Origin of the sequence: uncultured Dialister sp., from assembly GCF_937959425.1 — a bacterium.
In the GTDB taxonomy this organism is placed as follows: domain Bacteria; phylum Bacillota; class Negativicutes; order Veillonellales; family Dialisteraceae; genus Dialister.
Genome location: NZ_CALGPS010000125.1, coordinates 1 through 17,891, shown reverse-complemented (window position 1 = coordinate 17,891; position 17,891 = coordinate 1). Strand labels below are relative to the sequence as shown.

Here is a 17,891-nt window from a genome sequence, read left to right as displayed (position 1 = left end):
AATTGGCTAAATTTGACGGGCTAAAAATGGCTATATTTGCCGGGCTCTAACACCGCGTGGAAAAAGCGGCACCCCCTTTGGTGCCTTACGGCACCACCTTTCCCCCGCTGAAGCGGGGGCACTATGGACGCTTACCATTGTGCCACATGGCTCTACAGGGAAAGCATTGAGAGACTTATTCTGCCCCCTGAATAGGGGTGGCAAGCGAACACGATTCGTAAGGGAGCGGTAGCGACCTGAGAATCGTGTGAGACGCTTTCCCGTGGAGAAGTCCGGCGCAGCCGGATAGGGGGTGGCCACGCCAGTGGCCAATTCACCGAAAGGTTTAGCCGTGATTTAAGCAGCAGGAGGGTAGTCCCGTAACGCAGGCTCCTTTCTCAGAAAGGAGCTGGGCGAAGCCCTGAGGAACACTTGAAGATAGCTCCAGGCCGCTATGAGCCATCTTAGGCCCCTGCGGGGCCTCGGCCTTTCTGTGAAAGGCCGCTATCCTCCGTCGCCTGCGGCGACACCCCCTTCCAAAGGAAGGGGGCTAAAAACTGCGACGTCAGCCGCCACCACAACCCTCAGCAGCGGAGCTGCTGTCAAACCTAAGAACCCTCAGGCCAAAGGCCTGTCAATCTTAAGAACCTTCCTACACAACCTTTCTACACAACCTGCCGCCGTAAGGCGGCCATAACCTTCGCCCGCGCAGCGGGCGTCAACCTTCCCCTTTGAACCCTCTGATCCCATACGCCCGCAGGGCGTATTTTTTTACAAAACCATATTGAAATTTACAGATATACATGATATAATACTTTCAGAAAGTTAAATATGCTTCGTCAATCGTGAATACGATGGCCGGCAAATTGGTATATTCTATTTCATATTTCCAAGGAGGAAAAAAATTATGTCTTTAAACGGTAAAAAAATCAGCGAATTCCAGGTCAAAGCGTATCAGAACGGTGATTTTATCGATGTAAGCGATAAGGACCTCATTGGCAAGTGGAGCGTTCTCTTCTTCTATCCCGCAGATTTCACCTTTGTATGCCCCACAGAACTGGAAGATCTGCAGAACAAATATGATGAATTCAAGAAAATCGGATGCGAAATCTATTCCGTATCCTGCGATACCCATTTCGTTCACAAAGCTTGGCATGAATCTTCCGAACGCATCGGCAAGGTAGAATTCCCCATGATCGGCGATCCCACCGCTAAGCTGTCCAAGGATCTGGACATTTACATCGAATCCGAAGGTCTCACAGAAAGAGGCACCTTTGTTATCAACCCGAAGGGCGAAGTGGTGCTCTATGAAGTATCCGCAGGCAACATCGGCCGCAACGCCGACGAACTTCTCCGCAAGGTGGAAGCTGCCCAGTTCGTTTACGAACATGGCGATGAAGTATGCCCGGCTAAATGGCATCCAGGCGAACAGACCCTGAAACCTTCCTTCGATCTGGTTGGCAAATTATAATCTGAGGTGGCATCATGGATACAGTTTATGATGCCATAATAGTAGGCGGAGGACCGGCAGGGCTCTCCGCCGCTATTTATATGGCAAGGGCAAGATTTCGCGTACTGGTGATTGAAAAGGAAAAGATGGGCGGACAGATTACCATTACCGCAGAAGTGGTGAACTATCCCGGCATTTTCAATACCAGCGGTGAGAAACTCACTTCTGAAATGATCCGCCAGGCCAAAGCCTTCGGCGCCGAATTCCTTTCCGCCCACGTTACGGGCCTTGACCTGGAAGGGGACTACAAGACCGTCCACACCAGCCGCGGCGATTTCAAAGCCCTGGGCATCGTCTATGCCGGCGGCGCCCATCCCAGACTGGCAGGCTTCAACGGGGAAACGGAATTCCGCGGCCACGGCGTAGCTTACTGCGCCACCTGCGACGGTGAATTCTTTACCGACCGAACCATCTTCGTCATCGGCGGCGGCTATGCGGCGGTGGAAGAAGGCCTCTTCCTCACCAAGTACGGCAAAAAAATCATCATGGTCATCCGTGGCGATGATTTCTCCATCGACTCCGCTGCGGTGGAAGAACTGAAGGAAAATCCCGATGTCACCATCCTCTACCATACCCAGGTGGAAAAAGTGGAAGGGGACAGCGCCATCCGACAGGTTACCCTGAAAGACAGGAAATCAGGGGAAGAAACCGTATATACGGCTGATGCCGGCGACTTCTACGGCGTCTTCGTCTTCGTAGGCTATGCGCCGGAAAACGAACTCCTTAAGGGCAAAGTAGACCTTGACCCCCAGGGCTACGTCATCACAGACCGTGACCAGAAAACAAATATTGACGGCGTCTACGCCGCCGGCGACATCTGCGTCAAAAACCTGCGCCAGGTAGTCACCGCCGTATCCGACGGCGCCGTGGCAGCCACCTCCCTGGAAAAATATCTGGGCAGCCAGTACAGAAAACTCCACATGAAGCGGACCTACGTGAAAAAAGTGGAGCCAAAGGAAGAACCAAAGGCAGCGGCAGCCAAAGCAGAAGAAGGCGCCTTCCTGGACGATGACACCCGGCAGGCCTTAAAGCTGGTGCTTGACCGCTTTACACAGCCCGTCACCCTTCGCCTCTATAAAGACGACACCGAACTTTCCTATGAAAACGAAAAACTGCTGAAGGAACTCTCCTCCCTGTCTGATAAAGTTTCCTATGAAATCAAGGACGCTGCGCCGGGTCTGGAACACGCCATTTCCATCATCAGAAACGACGGCACAGAAGCAGGCCTTTACTTCCACGGAGTTCCCGGAGGCCACGAATTCAACTCCTTCATCCTGGCCATGTACAACACCGCCGGCCCCGGACAGGACGTGGGCAAAGACAATGAAAAACGGATTTCCGCCATTCAGGAAAAGAAAAACATCACCATTGCCGTCTCCCTCTCCTGCACCATGTGCCCCGACCTCGTGGCAGCGGCAGAAAGAATCGCCGCAGATAATGACAACATCACCGTCCACGTCTACGATCTTGCCCACTACCCGGACCTCCAGAAAAAATACAACATCATGAGCGTCCCCTGCCTCATCGTCAACGACAAAGACATCCACTTCGGTAAAAAAGGAGTGGGAGAACTGCTTGATATTCTGGGATAATTGAGATAATGAAAAACCTGCTCTCTGGGGCAGGTTTTTGGTGTCATGGACACGCCCTGCGGGCGTGAGGGTTCAAAGGGTACAAAAGGTTCTGAAGTTTGATGCGCCTTTTGCGCGAGGGTTGTGGTGGGCTGTATTCCCGAAGGGGCCTGCCGCTGCGCGGCAGAGGGGCATATGGCCCTGTGCTATCGCACGGGCCAAGGGTTGCGTCGCTGCCGCTCAGGGGGCAAAGGCCGTGGTAGGCGCTTTTGGGAATATAGGGGCGCCAGTTTGTATAAAACCAAACAACCGCCCTGACGGGCGATGGAAAAGAGTTTCCCCCTTGCCCGCTTCGCGGGACTTCCCCCGCAAGCGGGAGCAGAACAACCCGTGCTTAAATTAGCGTAGCTTATGGGGCTTCAGCTTATCGGAGCTTTATTGTCCCCCCGCTGTGCGGTGGGAAGGTGGTGCCGTAGGCACCAAAGGGGGGAAAGCCACCGGAGGTGGCTAAATCAGCAGAATGCTCAGTGCGATTTATGCAGCACAATAGCATTCCCGTAACGCTGACTTTGAACTCATCGCCCGCAAGGGCGATACCACAACCCTCAGCCCGATAGGGCTGTCAAACTTAAGAACCTTAAGAACCCTCGGGGCGAAGCCCCGTCAACCTTCCCCTCTGAATCCTCTGAACCTTCACGCCGCAGGCGTGTCATAAAAAAATAAAAAATGTATACTCCATTTTTCTTTTAAATATGATACAATAAGTACAACTGTGAAAGAGAAAGTATACTATTGTGGAGGCATACAATGAACAGACAACTTTCTATGGAATTTGTAAGAATCACGGAACAGGCAGCTCTTCGGAGCGGCCGTCTCATGGGCGTAGGTGACAAGGAGGGCGCTGACCAGGCAGCCGTTGACGGCATGCATGAACAGTTTGCCAAGACCCCGGTTTCCGGCACCGTGGTAATCGGCGAAGGGGAAATCGACGAAGCGCCTATGCTCTACATCGGCGAACATGTAGGTGCCGGCGGAGAAGAAGTAGATATTGCCGTAGACCCGGTAGAAGGCACCAACCTGGTAGCCAAAGGACAGAACGGTGCCATTGCCGTACTGGCCATTGCGCCCAAAGGATGCCTGCTTCATGCGCCGGACATGTATATGCAGAAAATCTGTGTCGGCCCCCGTGCCAAAGGCCGTATCGACATCAACGCATCGGTTACTGAAAACCTGAAAAACGTGGCCGATGCCATGGACCGTGAAATTTCCGACCTCACCGTAGTCATTCTGGACCGCGAAAGACATGAAAAAATCATCCGCGAAGCCAGAGAAGCAGGCGCCCGCATCCGCCTCATCACCGACGGCGACGTAGTCCCCTCCATCGACTGCGGCATCCAGGGAAGCGGCATCCACATGGTATTAGGCTCCGGCGGCGCCCCCGAAGGCGTTCTCTCTGCCGTAGGCCTTAAATGCCTGGGCGGCGACATGCAGGCCAAACTTCTTCCCCACACAGAAGAAGAAGTGAAACGCCTCCATGCCATGGGCATTGACGACCCCAACAAAGTCCTCACCCTTGACGACCTGGTCAAAGGAGACGACTGCATCTTCTCCGAAACCGCCATCACCGACTGCGCCATGCTGAGAGGCGTCCGCTACTTCGGCGGCGGCGCAAGAACCTCCACCCTGGTGCTCCGCTACAAAACCGGCACCGTCCGCTTCGTAGACACCATCCACCGCTTCGGCGACCCCAAACCGGCCGTCCGCCTCTGGTAATCAGGAAATAAGAAACAGCCCTTTTCGGGCTGTTTTTTTATTATAGACACGCCCTTTCGGGCGTGAGGGTTGACGGCCCTTCGGGCCGAAGGTTCTAAAGGGGCTTAAGTTTGACGCGCCTTTGGCGCGAGGCTTGTGGTGGGCGCCTTTATGGACACGCCCTTTGGGCGTGAGGGTTCAAAAGGTTCAAAGGGTTCTGAAGTTTGACACGGCCTTCGGCCGTGAGGGTTGTGGTGGGCGGCTCCGCCGCCAATATTATAAAACCTTTAAAACCGGGCTTCGCCCGATGAAAAACAGGCCAACCGCCCTTGCGGGCGTGGAAAAAGAGCACCCCCTTTGGTGGCTGCGCCACCACCTTTCCCCCGCAAGCGGGGGCACAACAACCCGTGATTTACTTTGTATCACTTATGAGATAATTGCTTTACGGAGCTTTATTGTCCCACCGCTCAGCGGGGGGAAGGTGGTGCCGTAAGGCACCAAAGGGGGGAAAGCCACCAGAGGTGGCTAATTTACCGAAAGACTGTCCATCACATATGAAACGAAGGAAAAGCATAGAGCAGCCTTCCCGCCGACTGGTATTTAACGATACTTCTGTCACTTACGATTCTTACCGAGATTCTTCGCTGACGCTCAGAATGACGGTGCCCGGCGGGAAGGCAATCCCGTAACGCAGGCTCCTTCCCCAGGAAGGAGCTGCCCGATAGGGCTGAGGATAGGTCCGAAAGAACTTAGAAAAGAACTGACGCCCCTATCCTCCGTCGCCTGACGGCGCCACCCCCTTCCTGTGGAAGGGGGCTCCGGCTCTACGTCATGCAGCACTGGAGACACAAAAGCAAATCCCGTAACGCTGACTTTTATATTGCGCCCATAGGGAGCCACCACAACCCTCGGGCCCGAAGGGCCCGTCAAACCTAAGAACCTTCCGGCCACAGGCCGGTCAATCTTAAGAACCTTTCCCCGCCCCTTTCTACACAACCCTTCTATACAACCTGCGGGCCCTACGGGCCCGCCCCCCTTTGGTGCTGACGCACCACCTTTCCCCCAGCGGAGCTGGGGGCACTATGGGTGCTTGCCAATGTGACACATGACTCTGAGGGAAAGCGTAGAGCGGTTTATTCTGTCCCCCGGATGGGGGAAAGTCCGGCGAAGCCGGATAAGGGGGAGCCACCGAAGGTGGCTAATTCACCGTAATGCATAGCGTGAATTAAGCAGCAGGAGGGCATTACCGTAACGCAGGCTCCTTTCTCAGAAAGGAGCTGGGCGAAGCCCTGAGGATAGGTCTGGTTTACTCCGTCATGCACCACTGGTGACAAAAATGCAAATCCCGTAACGCTGACTATATAATCATTGCCGCAAAGCGGCAATCCACCACCCTCTGAACCCTTTGAACCTTCTGAACCCTTTGAACCCTGCCACGCAGTGGCTCCACAGGCCGGTCAATCTTAAGAACCTTTCCCCGCCCCTTTCTACACAACCCTTCTACACAACCTGCGGGCCCTACGGGCCCGCCCCCTTTGGTGCTGACGCACCACCTTTCCCCCGGCTCCGCTGGGGGCACAATATGGTGGGGGAGGAAACCCTCTGAACCCTTTGAACCCTGCCACGCAGTGGCTCCATAAGCTATCCACAACCCTCGCAGCCGATAGGCTGCGTCAAACCTAAGAACCCTCCGGCCATAGGCCGGTCAATCTTAAGAACCCTGCCGCGCCTGTTAGGCGCGGCCCCCCTGTACTAAAGTACAGTATTATTTCTCCCTTTTTCTGCTATACTAAATATAACAATCAGCGATTTCTTGACTTGCAGTGCACAGGGAGGGAGACCATGGAGAAGGGATGGATTTTTCGGAGACTGGCCTTATGTCTGGCCCTGCTTTTTCTTCTGCTTCCCTTTTCCTCCTCTGCCAGGGACATTGTGTATGACGGAAGGCTGGGGGATGGATACGGGAAGGTGCTGTCCCTGGAGGAAGGGCTTTCTTCTTACCATGTGAGGAAGGACAGCCGCCATCTTCTGGAGGTTATGGGTGAAGAGGATGTGGCTGCGGTGGAGGTGTATGATTTCCAGGCCTTTCCGCTCATGAAGAACCGGATTCTTCCCCGGTACTGGTATCCCCACTATACGGCAGCCATGGTGCTGGCTGTGGCCGACGGCCTGCCATACGACGTGAAGGACTGGGCGGATCTGGTGGAGAAGCCGGTGACCGTAGGGATCCCGGTGGATACGGTGACAAGGGAGCTTTCCATGGTGAGCCTTTCCTACGGCTTATCCGGGGACATGGATCTTTCCGCCGGCACAGCGGCTTTGAAGAAAATCCATCAGGAAGGGCGGCTTCGTCTGGACGCGGCCCATTCGGACAGCTATTACCTCCAGTACGGCATGAGGGATGCGGCGGATGTGTTCATTATGCCTGATGTGGAGGCCAGGCGTATGGTATGGGACGGGGCGCCTTTTCATCTGGTGTATCCGGAGCGGGGGACCCTGTCCTTTAAGAAGGGACTCCTTTCCAAAGAGCCCCTTGTGATAGATGAAAAACACATGGCTTCCGGTCTCTGGGTGAAGGGGTATGCCCTTGAACATCACGGCAGGACCATCCCTCCTGATGAAATGGAAGATTTCCTGGATGAAATGGACCGGGGTGCCTATGAGCTGAAATTTAAAATCCTGGCGCCCTATTCCATCCAGTCCCTCCTGCCCGTTCCCACCCACATGATGTACTTTGCCATGCTTTTCCTGACGGTCATCTGGGGAAGGCGCCTTCGCCGGCGCATGAAGGGGAAGGAAGGGGAGTGGATTATCTTCTCCATGGCCTGCCTTTGTTTTCTCTGGCTCTTTTTCCGTACTATCATAGCGGATCTGCCTCAGGAAATGGTCACCATCCGCCGGTATAACTGGTATTCCTACTATGTATATCTGGCCCTTCTGACCATCCTCATCCTTTGTCTGGCAGTTACGGGCTCCAGGGACCGGGGGAAGGGGGTCTATCCCCTCTGGCTGAAAGGGATTGCTCTTTTTGATATAGCCCTGTCCCTTGTGGTGATGACCAACGATTTCCACGGCGCAGCCTTTTCATTTCCCGAAGGCCTCTCCCGGGGCGTAGATATTCACAACTATGGCTGGGGATACTATGGGCTGGCAGCGGCTTATGCCGGAGAGCTTCTGGCCCTGGTGGGCTGGCTTGTCCATAGGGCAGTGAAAAACCATGTGGGAAATATAATCATCTTCCTGCCGGTGGCGGAGCTTTTTCTCTATCTTCTCTATGTGGCGGCCTATGCCCTTGGCATGAAAGTGGCGGTGGCCACCAATTTCACCCTGGTCACTATTTTTTCCTTCTTCCTCTGGATGGAGTGGATGATTGACTCTCACATGATTGAAGGAAACGGCAGCTACGAAGATTTCTTCACCTATTCCTCCCTGGCCCTGGAAATCAAAGACAAAAGGGGCCGCACCATGTACCACTCCGTCGGGCCGAAGGTGCCGGAAGAGGACTGCGAGGTGAGGACCCTTCCCGTACAGGGCGGTACAGCCCTGTGGCGGCGGGATGTGAGGGAAATCAGGGCAAAGAGGGAAGAGCTCAGCCTGCTGAATGAAGCCCTTCGCCGCACGGCGGATATGATGAAAAAGGAAGGGGAGCTCCGCCGTTCCTATATCCGCATGGCGTCGGAATGGAAAATTTACAGGGAACTGGAAGCCATCGTGAAAAGAAAGGGGCAGCTCATCCTTCGCCATGCTTCCTTCCTGCAGAACGCCCGGCCGGGCAATGAGGCCGACGAGGCGGTGTTCCGTCTCAATGTGCTGGCCTGCTACGTGAAAAGGCGGTGTATCCTTTTCCTCAAAGGCATGGAAGGGGGTAAGGTGGATTATGGGGATTTCCGCATGGCGGCGGAAGAACTTTTCCGCTGCCTTTCCTCCCGGGGCATTCGCGCCGTCTTTCACTCCGAAGGGGAGGCCGCTGCCCTTCCCGCATCCTCCGTCCTTACCCTCTATGACTTTCTGGAAGAATACGTGGAAGACGCCGTCCTGGCAGGGGCGGTCCATATTTCCTGCCACCTTGACCTCCTTTCCCATGGCAGCTGCCTCTCCCTCATGGCAGGAGAGTCCTTCTGGATAGAAGATTTCATCAGGGACATGGAAAAGGACAGCCGTTTCACAAAGGATGGCGTATCCATGACCATCAAAGACCTGGGGTACAGCCTCTCTGTGGAAATCTGCGTCAGGGGGAGAAAGGAGGACACCTATGGCTAATCTGTACATACTACCGGACGCCTGGCTCATCGCCCTTTCCATCTGGGCCCTCCTTTCCCTGGCCGCCGAGTCCTTCCTTGTCTACTACCGGAGCCCCCTTCCTTCCTTTAAGAAAATGGGACGGAAAATGGTGGAAGGGGCGGTGCTTCTTATCCTCCTCATGATTTTCGACCTGATTCATGACGCCCTGGACGGTCACAGCAGCGGCGTCATGCTCCTCTCGCCCCACCAGGAACTCCGGACGGTGCTGGTGCTTGTGACGGCAGCCCTTTTCTTCTATGGGGGAAAGGAAGATAAAAGAAACTATATCCTCTCCGCCGCCTCCTTCCTCCTACTGCCCCTTCTGGATCAGGCTCTCCCCTGGAGCCTCATGCTCCTGCTCCTTATCTGCAATGTGCGCACCGCCATCCGCATCTGTCAGTCCTACCGGCAGTACCATGAAGGGATTACCGCCCACGCCATTGAAGAAGCCATCAACAAAATGCCCGAAGGCATCTTTCTTACCAGGGAAGACGGAGTGCCGGTGCTGGTGAATGACGCCATGAAAAAGTACATGGAAGACATCCTGGGAAAGACGGTATCAAACGGCAGCCTCTTCTGGAAGGAAATCGAAGAAAAAGGGGAAACCTTGAAAGAAGGAAAAGAAATCATCCATACCCTGTCCGGCGGCCGGATCATCCGCTTCACCAGAGAACCCTTCATGACCCCCACAGGCTTCGGCTGGCAGATGGGAGCCTTTGACATGACGGACATGGTAAGGATGAACAGGGAACTGGAAGAGAAGAACGAAACCCTTCGGAAACAGAACGAAAAAATGAAAGACCTGCTGGATATGCTGGTGCCCCTGGAAAGCAGAGAAACCCTCCGCACCATCCGCTTCAAAATCCACGACATGATGGGCCAGCGCATCAGCTACCTCCAGCAGATTTTAAACAACAGGGACTACGAAAACTACGGAAGAATCGGCCGCATCCTCTCCCACCTTCTTAAAGACATGGAAAAGGAAATCAAAGTAAAACCGGACCTCATTCTTTCCGAAATGATGGGTACCTACGAAAGTCTGGGCATCCGATTTCATGTAAAAGGAAAACTTCCCCCCGGCAGCACCGGAAACCTCCTGGTGGAAATCCTCCGGGAAGCGGCGGTAAACGCCATCGTCCACGGCAAAGCAGGAGAAATCACAGTCACCTTTGAAGAAGGGGAAAACCATGTCATGACAGTCACCGACAACGGCATGGGAAGCAGCCCGGCTCTCCGGGAAGGGGGAGGCCTCTCCTCCATCAGAACCAGGGTGGAAAAAGAAGGGGGACATCTGAAATACACCACCGGCCGTCCCTTCACACTCAAAGTCACCCTGCCCGGAAGGGAAGTACACCCTGTGTAATCCTCGAAAAAAATTTCCAAATTGACGTCCTCCTTTTCTATGATATGATAAAGAAAAGGGGGTGCCTGTTATGATACGGGTAATGATTGTAGATGACCAGAAAATCCTGCTGGAGGGACTGCTGCACCTGTTTGAAAAAACAGGAAAAATTGAAGTGGTCAAAATCCTCCAGCTCTCCGAAGTGGCGGAAGTCGCTGCCCAGGTCCTCCAGCCCGACATCATCCTCATGGACATCTGCATGGAAGGCCGCACCAGCGGCATCGAAGTCACCAGACGCATCAAAAAAGCCCTCCCCAGACAGAAAATCATCATCATGACCGGTTTCGCCGACGTCCACTTCGTAGAAATGGCCCAGAAAGCAGGAGCCGACAGCTTCATCTACAAAGAAAGCAGCGCCGCCGACTTCGTAGACTGCATGGAACGCACCCTCAAAGGCGAACGCCTCTTTCCCGACGTCAAAAAAAGAACCACCTTCGGCCTCAACCACACCTGCCTCACCAGAAGAGAACTGGACATCCTCCGCCTCGTGTGCAGAAACAAATCCTACCAGGAAATCGCCGACACCCTCCACATCTCCCGAAGCACCGTCAGCTTCCACGTAAGCAACATGCTGGCCAAAACCGGCCACAAAAACCTCGTAGGCCTGGCCGTAGAAGCGGCGGAAAAAGGATATGCCGCCAATGCTGATCAATAAAAAAATCCGCCGGAAGGCGGATTTTTTCACGCCCTGCGGGCGTGAAGGTTGACGGCCCCTTGGGGCCCGAGGTTCGACGGGGCTTTTGCCCCGAAGGTTCTCAAGTTTGACGGTACCTGCGGTGCCGAGGGTTGTGGTGGCGCCCATGGACACGCCCTTGCGGGCGTGAGGGTTGACGGCCCTTCGGGCCGAGGGTTCTAAAGGGGCTTAAGTTTGACAGCGGCTTTGCCGCTGAGGGTTGTGGTGGGCGGCTGCGCCGCCAATATGATAAAACCTTTACAACCGGCCTTCGCCCGTGGGAAAAGCTGCCCCCCTTTGGTGGCTGGCGCCACCACTTTTCCCCCTCTTCGAGGGGGCACAACAACCCGTGATTTGCTTTATGCTACTTATAAGATAATTGCTTCACGGAGCTTTATTGTCCCACCGCACAGCGGGGGGAAGGTGGTGCCGTAAGGCACCAAAGGGGGAAAAGCCACCGGAGGTGGCTGATTCACCGCGATGATTAGTGGGACTTAAGCAGAAAAAGGTAAATCCCGTAACGCAGGCTCCTTCCTCAGAAAGGAGCTGGGCGAAGCCCTGAGGATAGGTCTAGAAGATAGATTCAAGCCACTATGAGCCATCTTAGGCCCCTTTGGGGCCTCGGCCTTTTTTCAAAAGGCCGCTATCCTCCGTCGCCTGCGGCGACACCCCCCTTCCAAAGGAAGGGGGCTAAAAACTGCGGCGTCAGCCGCCACCACAACCCTCGGGCCCGAAGGGCCCGTCAAACCTGAGAACCTTAAGAACCTTCGGCCCGAAGGGCCGTGAACCTTGAATTTTTTGTGCCCGGAGGACGCAAAAAATTTAAAAATACACACTTACGCTTGTCCCCAGCACATACTCATGAAAGCCATCGGTAAAGGGCCCGCTTTTTTGATTTTTCAAAGCGAATCCTTCCAGGGCCCACACAATTCCCTTTACCGGCACGAAGTCCACCCTTGCGCCCCAGCCGGAAAAGCCCATGCGGCGGAAGAAGGTGGTGTCGGCATCCATGGTGGGCGCCAGAAGGGCGGAGGAGGGGAGGTGGTAGTAACGGACCCAGACTTCATAGCTTCCCGCCCGTTTCGGATCCGCTTCCCCGTACATCGCCGCTGCCACATAGCCCGGTTTCGTTTCGCTGAAATGGTCCTTTTCATGATAACCGTGGGAGAGGACGTAGTCCACACTGAAGGTCCAGTCCTCATTGGGAGAGTAGGCACCCTTTACTACGCCTACCTGCTGGCGGTCAAAGCGCTCTCCCGATTTCCCGGAGGGCAGATGGAAACCGGAAAGGACCGGTATGGATTCCCTATGGCCATGGATGGCTCTGAAATCGGCATAGGCGCTGTGAATGAGCCATTTGCCCAGGGTTCTCTTATTTTCCAGCACCAGCACCTTCCTCGCTTTGGAACGGTCCTCCGTTGTACGGCCGTAGAAGAAGACCGACCGCCCCGGTCCCTCATCATCATGTCCATAGCGGATGCGGAAACCGTCCATTTTCTTGTCCAGCAGATCCCCGTCCATGAGGTAATAGTTCAGCCGCCCTGCCTCTATCTTGAGGCTCTCATTTTCGTACTGCAGGTAAGCCCGGGAAAGGAAAAGGTGGTGACTGTTCCCCGGTCCCTGATCTATGCGGTTGTCCTCCAGCGCCGTTTTCAAAAGCAGATGGGGCGTCAGGCGGAGCACAGGAAACAGGCGGAAACGCCGCGTTTCCATGGTCACCTTCTCATCCTGCCTCTTCCAGGCCCCGCTCTCGGGTGACAGGGCCTTTCCGCGAAAACGGCCATTTCCGTAAAGCCAGCGGTAATCGCCATGGATTTCAAACCATGGAACCTTTTCTTCCTGTTTCTCCAAAGCAGCTCCCGCTTTTTCCAGATTTCCCATATCCTCAGGAACCGGGCTTTCCCCATGGCAGAAAGACCAGGGAAGGCATGCCAGAAGCATGGACAGAACCATTCTTTTCCACATAGGACACCTCTCTTTATGAAATCTTCATACTCCTGAATGTATCATATCATGAAATAAGACACTCTCCAAATGGAAAACCTGTACTTTAGTATAGGTTTTTTTCATTTTTATTTTGCTATAATCAGGCCGGAAAAGGGAAAAGGGCCTTGGCCAAAGGCCGGAAAGCCCGCCATCCCGGAAAAGACAGCTCCGCCATATTCGTCGGAAGCAGTAAAGAAAGGAGGAAATAGAAGCATAGGAGAATCGGCGCCGGCAGGAGTAATGAACAGAGAAAGAAGGTAAGAAGTATAAAGGAGGGACCCCTATGAATCGGGTATACAAAGTCATCTGGTCTAAAGCAAAACATTGTTATGTGGTCACGTCTGAAATTGCCAAAAGTCACACCAAGGGCGAGTCAACAGGGAGAGGACTGAAGAAACTGGCGGCAGCTCTGCTGGTGGCAGCAGCCCTCATGGGACCAAACTTCGCCTGGGCAGCAGGCGACACGGTGACTGTCAAGGATACGAGTACTGTGGAGCAGATTGTGTACACCAAAGACGGTGCAGATGCTATATTTGCTACTAAAACTGATTTAGATGCGAAGGCAAATGCGGATGATGTAGAAAGCACTTATGCTAAAACTGCTGATGTAGCAAACACTTATGTAAATAAAACCAAAGCAGAAGTGACATATCTGACCGTTTCCGGAGATGTAGAAGCACACGGTACTTTGAACGTAGGCGATGGTAAATTCATAGTAGATTTAGCCGGTATGACAACCACTAACAACGCTACCATTCGCGATACCCTGACCGTTAAGGGCGATACAGAAATGAAAGGCGACCTGGGCGTGAACGGCAACATTAAAACCAATAGAGGTTTTATTCAGACTGGTGGCGGAAACATCAATACCCAGGGTGGAGCACTTCGTACCAACGGAGGTAATATCAATGCAGGCAGCGGTCTTATCAAGACTACCGGCACAGTGAAAGCCGGAGATGTCCAGACCGGTACCTTGACAACCAATGGCAACGCTACCATTGGCGGTGCCCTGACCGTTACCGGCGGTACAGAAATGAAAGGCGACCTTTCTGTAAAAGGCGAATTCAAATCCGAGACTCTCTCCAGCGAATTGGATAAGAACAACTACACCACCATTAACGGCGGCAAGACGCAGTCCGTGAATCTGAAGGTGGATGCAGTGGGGTCGGAAACCCAAGCCAGTGCATCGACTTTTGACGAAAACGGCAGCAATGCATGGGCGAAAGATGATGATTCTATCGGCAAGAGCAGCATGACCGCAGATAAAATCAGCCAGTCCCTGTCCGATAAAGGCGACAACCCGAAAAATGCAGCATCCCGTGTCCTGTCCCAGATTGCGGATAACAAATATGAAATTGCTGACAGCGTTGTCGATGCCAATGGAAACACCAATACCTCCACCCAGCTGTCCGATCGGACCATTACCAATATCAAGAATGGAACCAATGAATCCATCGACCTGCAGGAAGTAGATCAGATCGGTTCCTCCGTAACCGACGGCACCAATACCTCCGTGGTGAACCAGAATGCCGGAAGCCTCATTTTCTCCATTACCGATGGCCCCAACAACACTGGCGTCACCCAGACGGCAACAGATATCACCAACACTGCTAAGAACGGTACGATCGCCAATGAGGCCAAGAATATCACCAACCACGCTACCGAAAACATGACCAACACGGTGGGCGGAAACCTGACCACCACCGTCACCGGCGACAGCAGCCTGACGGCAGAAAACATCACCAACGAAGCGAAGAACAAGATTACCAACAAAGCTCTGGATGTAGAAACCGATGCGGCAAGCTCCGTTGTAAGCAAGGTATCCAACGATTACGGTTCCAATACCTCCACCCAGCTGTCCCATCAGACAACGGAAGAAATGAAGGCTGAGGGCAAGACTGCTTCCTACCTCCGCGGGGCTGTAGAAGAAAAATCCCAGCTGATTGATGGTGGCGTGAAGACCACCATCGATACCATTGCCGGTCAGACCAATACCAATATTACGGATGGAACCTATACATCCAACGACCTGCAGAAAGCAGATCAGATCGCTTCCTCCGTAACCGACGACACCAATACCACCGTGGTGAACCAGAATGCCGGAAGCCTCGCTTCCTCCATTACCGATGGAACCAAGTTCAACAACACCAACAACACCGTAGACAAATCGGAGCAGCTGATCAAAGCCAGCGATACCCAGTACAGCGCTACGTCTAAGACAGCTACTAAGATGGAAGATGCCCTGGTAAGCGGTAGCAGTTTCATCGACGTTATCAAGAACCTCGACGATGCAGCCAACCCGTTCATCGGCATCGGCAGCGCCGTAAAGGATGGCACCAACATCACTGTCGTCACCCAGACGGCAAAAGATATCACCAACACCGCTAAGGACGGTACGATCGCCAATGAGGCCAAGGATATCACCAACCACGCTACCGAAAACATGACCAACACCGTTGACAAAGACCTGACCACTACAGTGGGTGGAAACAAGAGCGAAACGGTCACCGGTACAAGCACGGAAACTGTGACCGGCAAGAAGACTGAAAACTACAATGGCGGCCTGGAAACCACAGTGACCGGTGAAGAAAAACACACCGTAAACGGCAGCCAGACCAATAGTACTACCGGTGATCAGGGCAACACTATCGGCGGAAAGCAGACTACTACCGTCACCGGCGACAGCAGCCTCTCTGCCAAGAACATCACCAATACGGCAACGGAAAAACTGTCCAACTCTGCGGCAGAAATCGAAAATAGTGCTTCCAAGTCCATCACCGACAAAGTAGGCGCCAATGTAGAGCGGACCATGACCACCAAGAAGATTTCTGAATCTGTGAAGGGTGATGACGCCAAGAGCAACTCCTTCAGCAAGACCGCTGAAAAGGATATGAACATCATCACCGATGGCACCAACACCAGCACTCTGAGCCAGCTGGCTGACAAGGTGAATACATCCCTCAAGAACGGAACCCAGTCGCTCAACAATACGAAGACCGTGACCGAGGATGTAACCAAGGTGACTGACGAGAACACCGGTGCATTCTCCAGCTCCAGCCAGAAGGCGGACAGCATTACAAGCACGGTGAAGGATACGGAAAAAGGTACGATTTCCGAAAGAAGCCAGACTGTTTCCCAGGTACAGGACAAGGTTGGTACAACCACGGTGACCACCACCGAAGACCTGACCAAGCTGACCAATGAAAATTGCACCCATACAACGGAAATGGACTACGCGAATGTAACGAAAGACCTGAGCGTATATAGAAACACCACCCTTGGCCAGGAAGGCGAGGACACCAATCTCACCGTAAACAGCAAATCCGAATTCAAAGATACAGTGAAGATGGACAGCACCCTGGAAGTGGATGGAACATCTACCTTCAACGACAAAGTCACCATCTCCAAAAACGGCCTCGCTGTTACCGGCGGCACCACCACAGACACCCTGAATGTGACAGGAGAAACCAGGACCGGCACCCTTCATGTGAATGGCGACGGCTATGTAGGCGGTGACCTCAACGTGGAAGGCAATATCGAAACCCATGATGCCGTACTTTCTGCAGACAGCCGTCAGGTTGTCACCGGCAGGCAGCTCTATCAGACCAATGAAAGAGTGGACAGGCTGGATAACCGCATCAAGAAAGTAGGCGCTAATGCAGCAGCCCTGGCAGCCCTCCGCCCCGGAGACTTCAACCCTGATGACAAGTTCAGCATCGCTGCAGGCTTCGGCTCTTACCGTAACGCCAATGCCGCAGCCCTTGGCCTCTTCTACCGGCCCAATGAAAACGTACTCCTCTCCCTGGGCACCTCCTTCGGTGACGGAGAAAATATGGTGAACGCAGGGGTGAGCGTAAAATTCGGCAGAGGCAAATCCATGGCCGAAAGAAGAAAAGAAATGGCTGACGAAGTATCCGGCATGAGAGATGAAATGAGAAGCCAGGATGAAAGAATTGCAGAACTGGAAGAAATGCTGAAAAAACAGAGCGAGCTCATCGAAAAACTGAGCAAGGAAGCATAAACAAACTATCATAATATCTGCCACTCCCTCCGGCAGGTGATTAGGATAGCAGAAAGACCCGGTCCCCCGCCGGGTCTTTTTGTTTGCATTCCCCATGCTGCAGTAGGGAAACCGATTCATCATTTCCGCTGCAGCGAAGCGGAGAAATCTCATGGGTAGTGTGCTAGTGGGATGGTGTGCTGGTGGGACTGCTGTCGGCTATCGGCTGTCGGCTGTCGGCCTTGGTGGGCGCCCCCTTATTGGACACGCCCTGTGGGTGTGAGGGTTCAGATGGTTCAAAGGGTTCAAAGGGTGGTGGTAGGTGCCCTTAAAAATAAAGGGCGCCAGTATAAATAAAACCTTTACAACCGCCCTGGCGGGCGAGGGGAAAACAAGCCAACCGCGCCTAACGGTCAGTCGATTAAAAGGAAGGCCCTTTTATGGGCAGGCTATGGGCCAACTTCGACTGACTTGCACATTCTCTGCAGAATGTGCACAGCGCGTGGGAAAAGCGGCACCCCTTCTGCCGCCTTCGGCGGCGTCTCTCCACGGGAAAGCGTCTCACACGATTCTCAGTCGCCTACGGCTCCCTACGAATCGTGTTCGCTTGCCACCCCGGAGGGGGAGATTCTAGCGGCGCTATAGAATGAGTGACTTAAATCAGATTAGCACTGCGGTGATTCCCCCTTTGGTGCCTGCGGCACCACCTTTACCCAAAGGGAAGCATGTCACTGGAT

General features: G+C 53.7%; 9 protein-coding genes. 8 read left to right on the top strand and 1 reads right to left on the bottom strand.

Translation table 11 applies throughout. The features are described from left to right. Window positions 1–886 precede the first annotated feature (886 nt). The 6 genes from ahpC to Q0482_RS05545 all read left to right on the top strand — a co-directional run bounded on the left by ahpC (window position 887) and on the right by Q0482_RS05545 (window position 11,150). A complete protein-coding gene (gene ahpC, locus Q0482_RS05570) occupies window positions 887–1,450 on the top strand; it encodes an alkyl hydroperoxide reductase subunit C (protein WP_299144418.1) in 564 nt (187 codons plus the stop codon). Window positions 1,451–1,464: 14 nt separating this feature from the next. Next, window positions 1,465–3,081 (top strand): FAD-dependent oxidoreductase, encoded by a 1,617-nt coding sequence (locus tag Q0482_RS05565; protein WP_299144415.1) that lies wholly within the window; start codon window positions 1,465–1,467, stop codon window positions 3,079–3,081. A 786-nt stretch (window positions 3,082–3,867) separates the two neighbouring features. Further along, window positions 3,868–4,833 carry a class II fructose-bisphosphatase gene (gene glpX / locus Q0482_RS05560; RefSeq protein WP_299144412.1) on the top strand — a complete coding sequence of 322 codons (966 nt, stop codon included), beginning with the start codon at window positions 3,868–3,870 and terminating at the stop codon, window positions 4,831–4,833. Between the two features lie 1,821 nt (window positions 4,834–6,654). Continuing rightward, window positions 6,655–9,072: a hypothetical protein gene (locus Q0482_RS05555; RefSeq protein WP_299144409.1), complete on the top strand. Its 2,418-nt coding sequence runs from the start codon at window positions 6,655–6,657 to the stop codon at window positions 9,070–9,072. Continuing rightward, window positions 9,065–10,456, top strand: a complete 1,392-nt coding sequence (locus Q0482_RS05550; RefSeq protein ID WP_299144406.1) for a sensor histidine kinase — start codon at window positions 9,065–9,067, stop codon at window positions 10,454–10,456. Before Q0482_RS05555 ends, Q0482_RS05550 begins: the two co-directional genes overlap by 8 nt. A gap of 70 nt (window positions 10,457–10,526) precedes the next feature. After that, a complete protein-coding gene (locus tag Q0482_RS05545; protein ID WP_299144403.1) occupies window positions 10,527–11,150 on the top strand; it encodes a response regulator transcription factor in 624 nt (207 codons plus the stop codon). 840 nt (window positions 11,151–11,990) lie between these two features. Here the strand turns inward: Q0482_RS05545 and Q0482_RS05540 are convergent. Next, window positions 11,991–13,133, bottom strand: coding sequence for a hypothetical protein (locus Q0482_RS05540; protein ID WP_299144400.1), 1,143 nt, complete (start codon window positions 13,131–13,133; stop codon window positions 11,991–11,993). A 69-nt stretch (window positions 13,134–13,202) separates the two neighbouring features. Between Q0482_RS05540 and Q0482_RS05535 the strand changes: the two genes are divergently transcribed. Together Q0482_RS05535 and Q0482_RS05530 are read left to right on the top strand one after the other, a co-directional pair. Further along, window positions 13,203–13,415: a hypothetical protein gene (locus Q0482_RS05535; RefSeq protein WP_299144398.1), complete on the top strand. Its 213-nt coding sequence runs from the start codon at window positions 13,203–13,205 to the stop codon at window positions 13,413–13,415. Between the two features lie 22 nt (window positions 13,416–13,437). After that, on the top strand, window positions 13,438–17,175 hold the full coding sequence (locus Q0482_RS05530) for an ESPR-type extended signal peptide-containing protein (RefSeq protein WP_299144395.1): 3,738 nt from the start codon (window positions 13,438–13,440) through the stop codon (window positions 17,173–17,175). The last annotated feature ends 716 nt before the right edge of the window (window positions 17,176–17,891 follow it).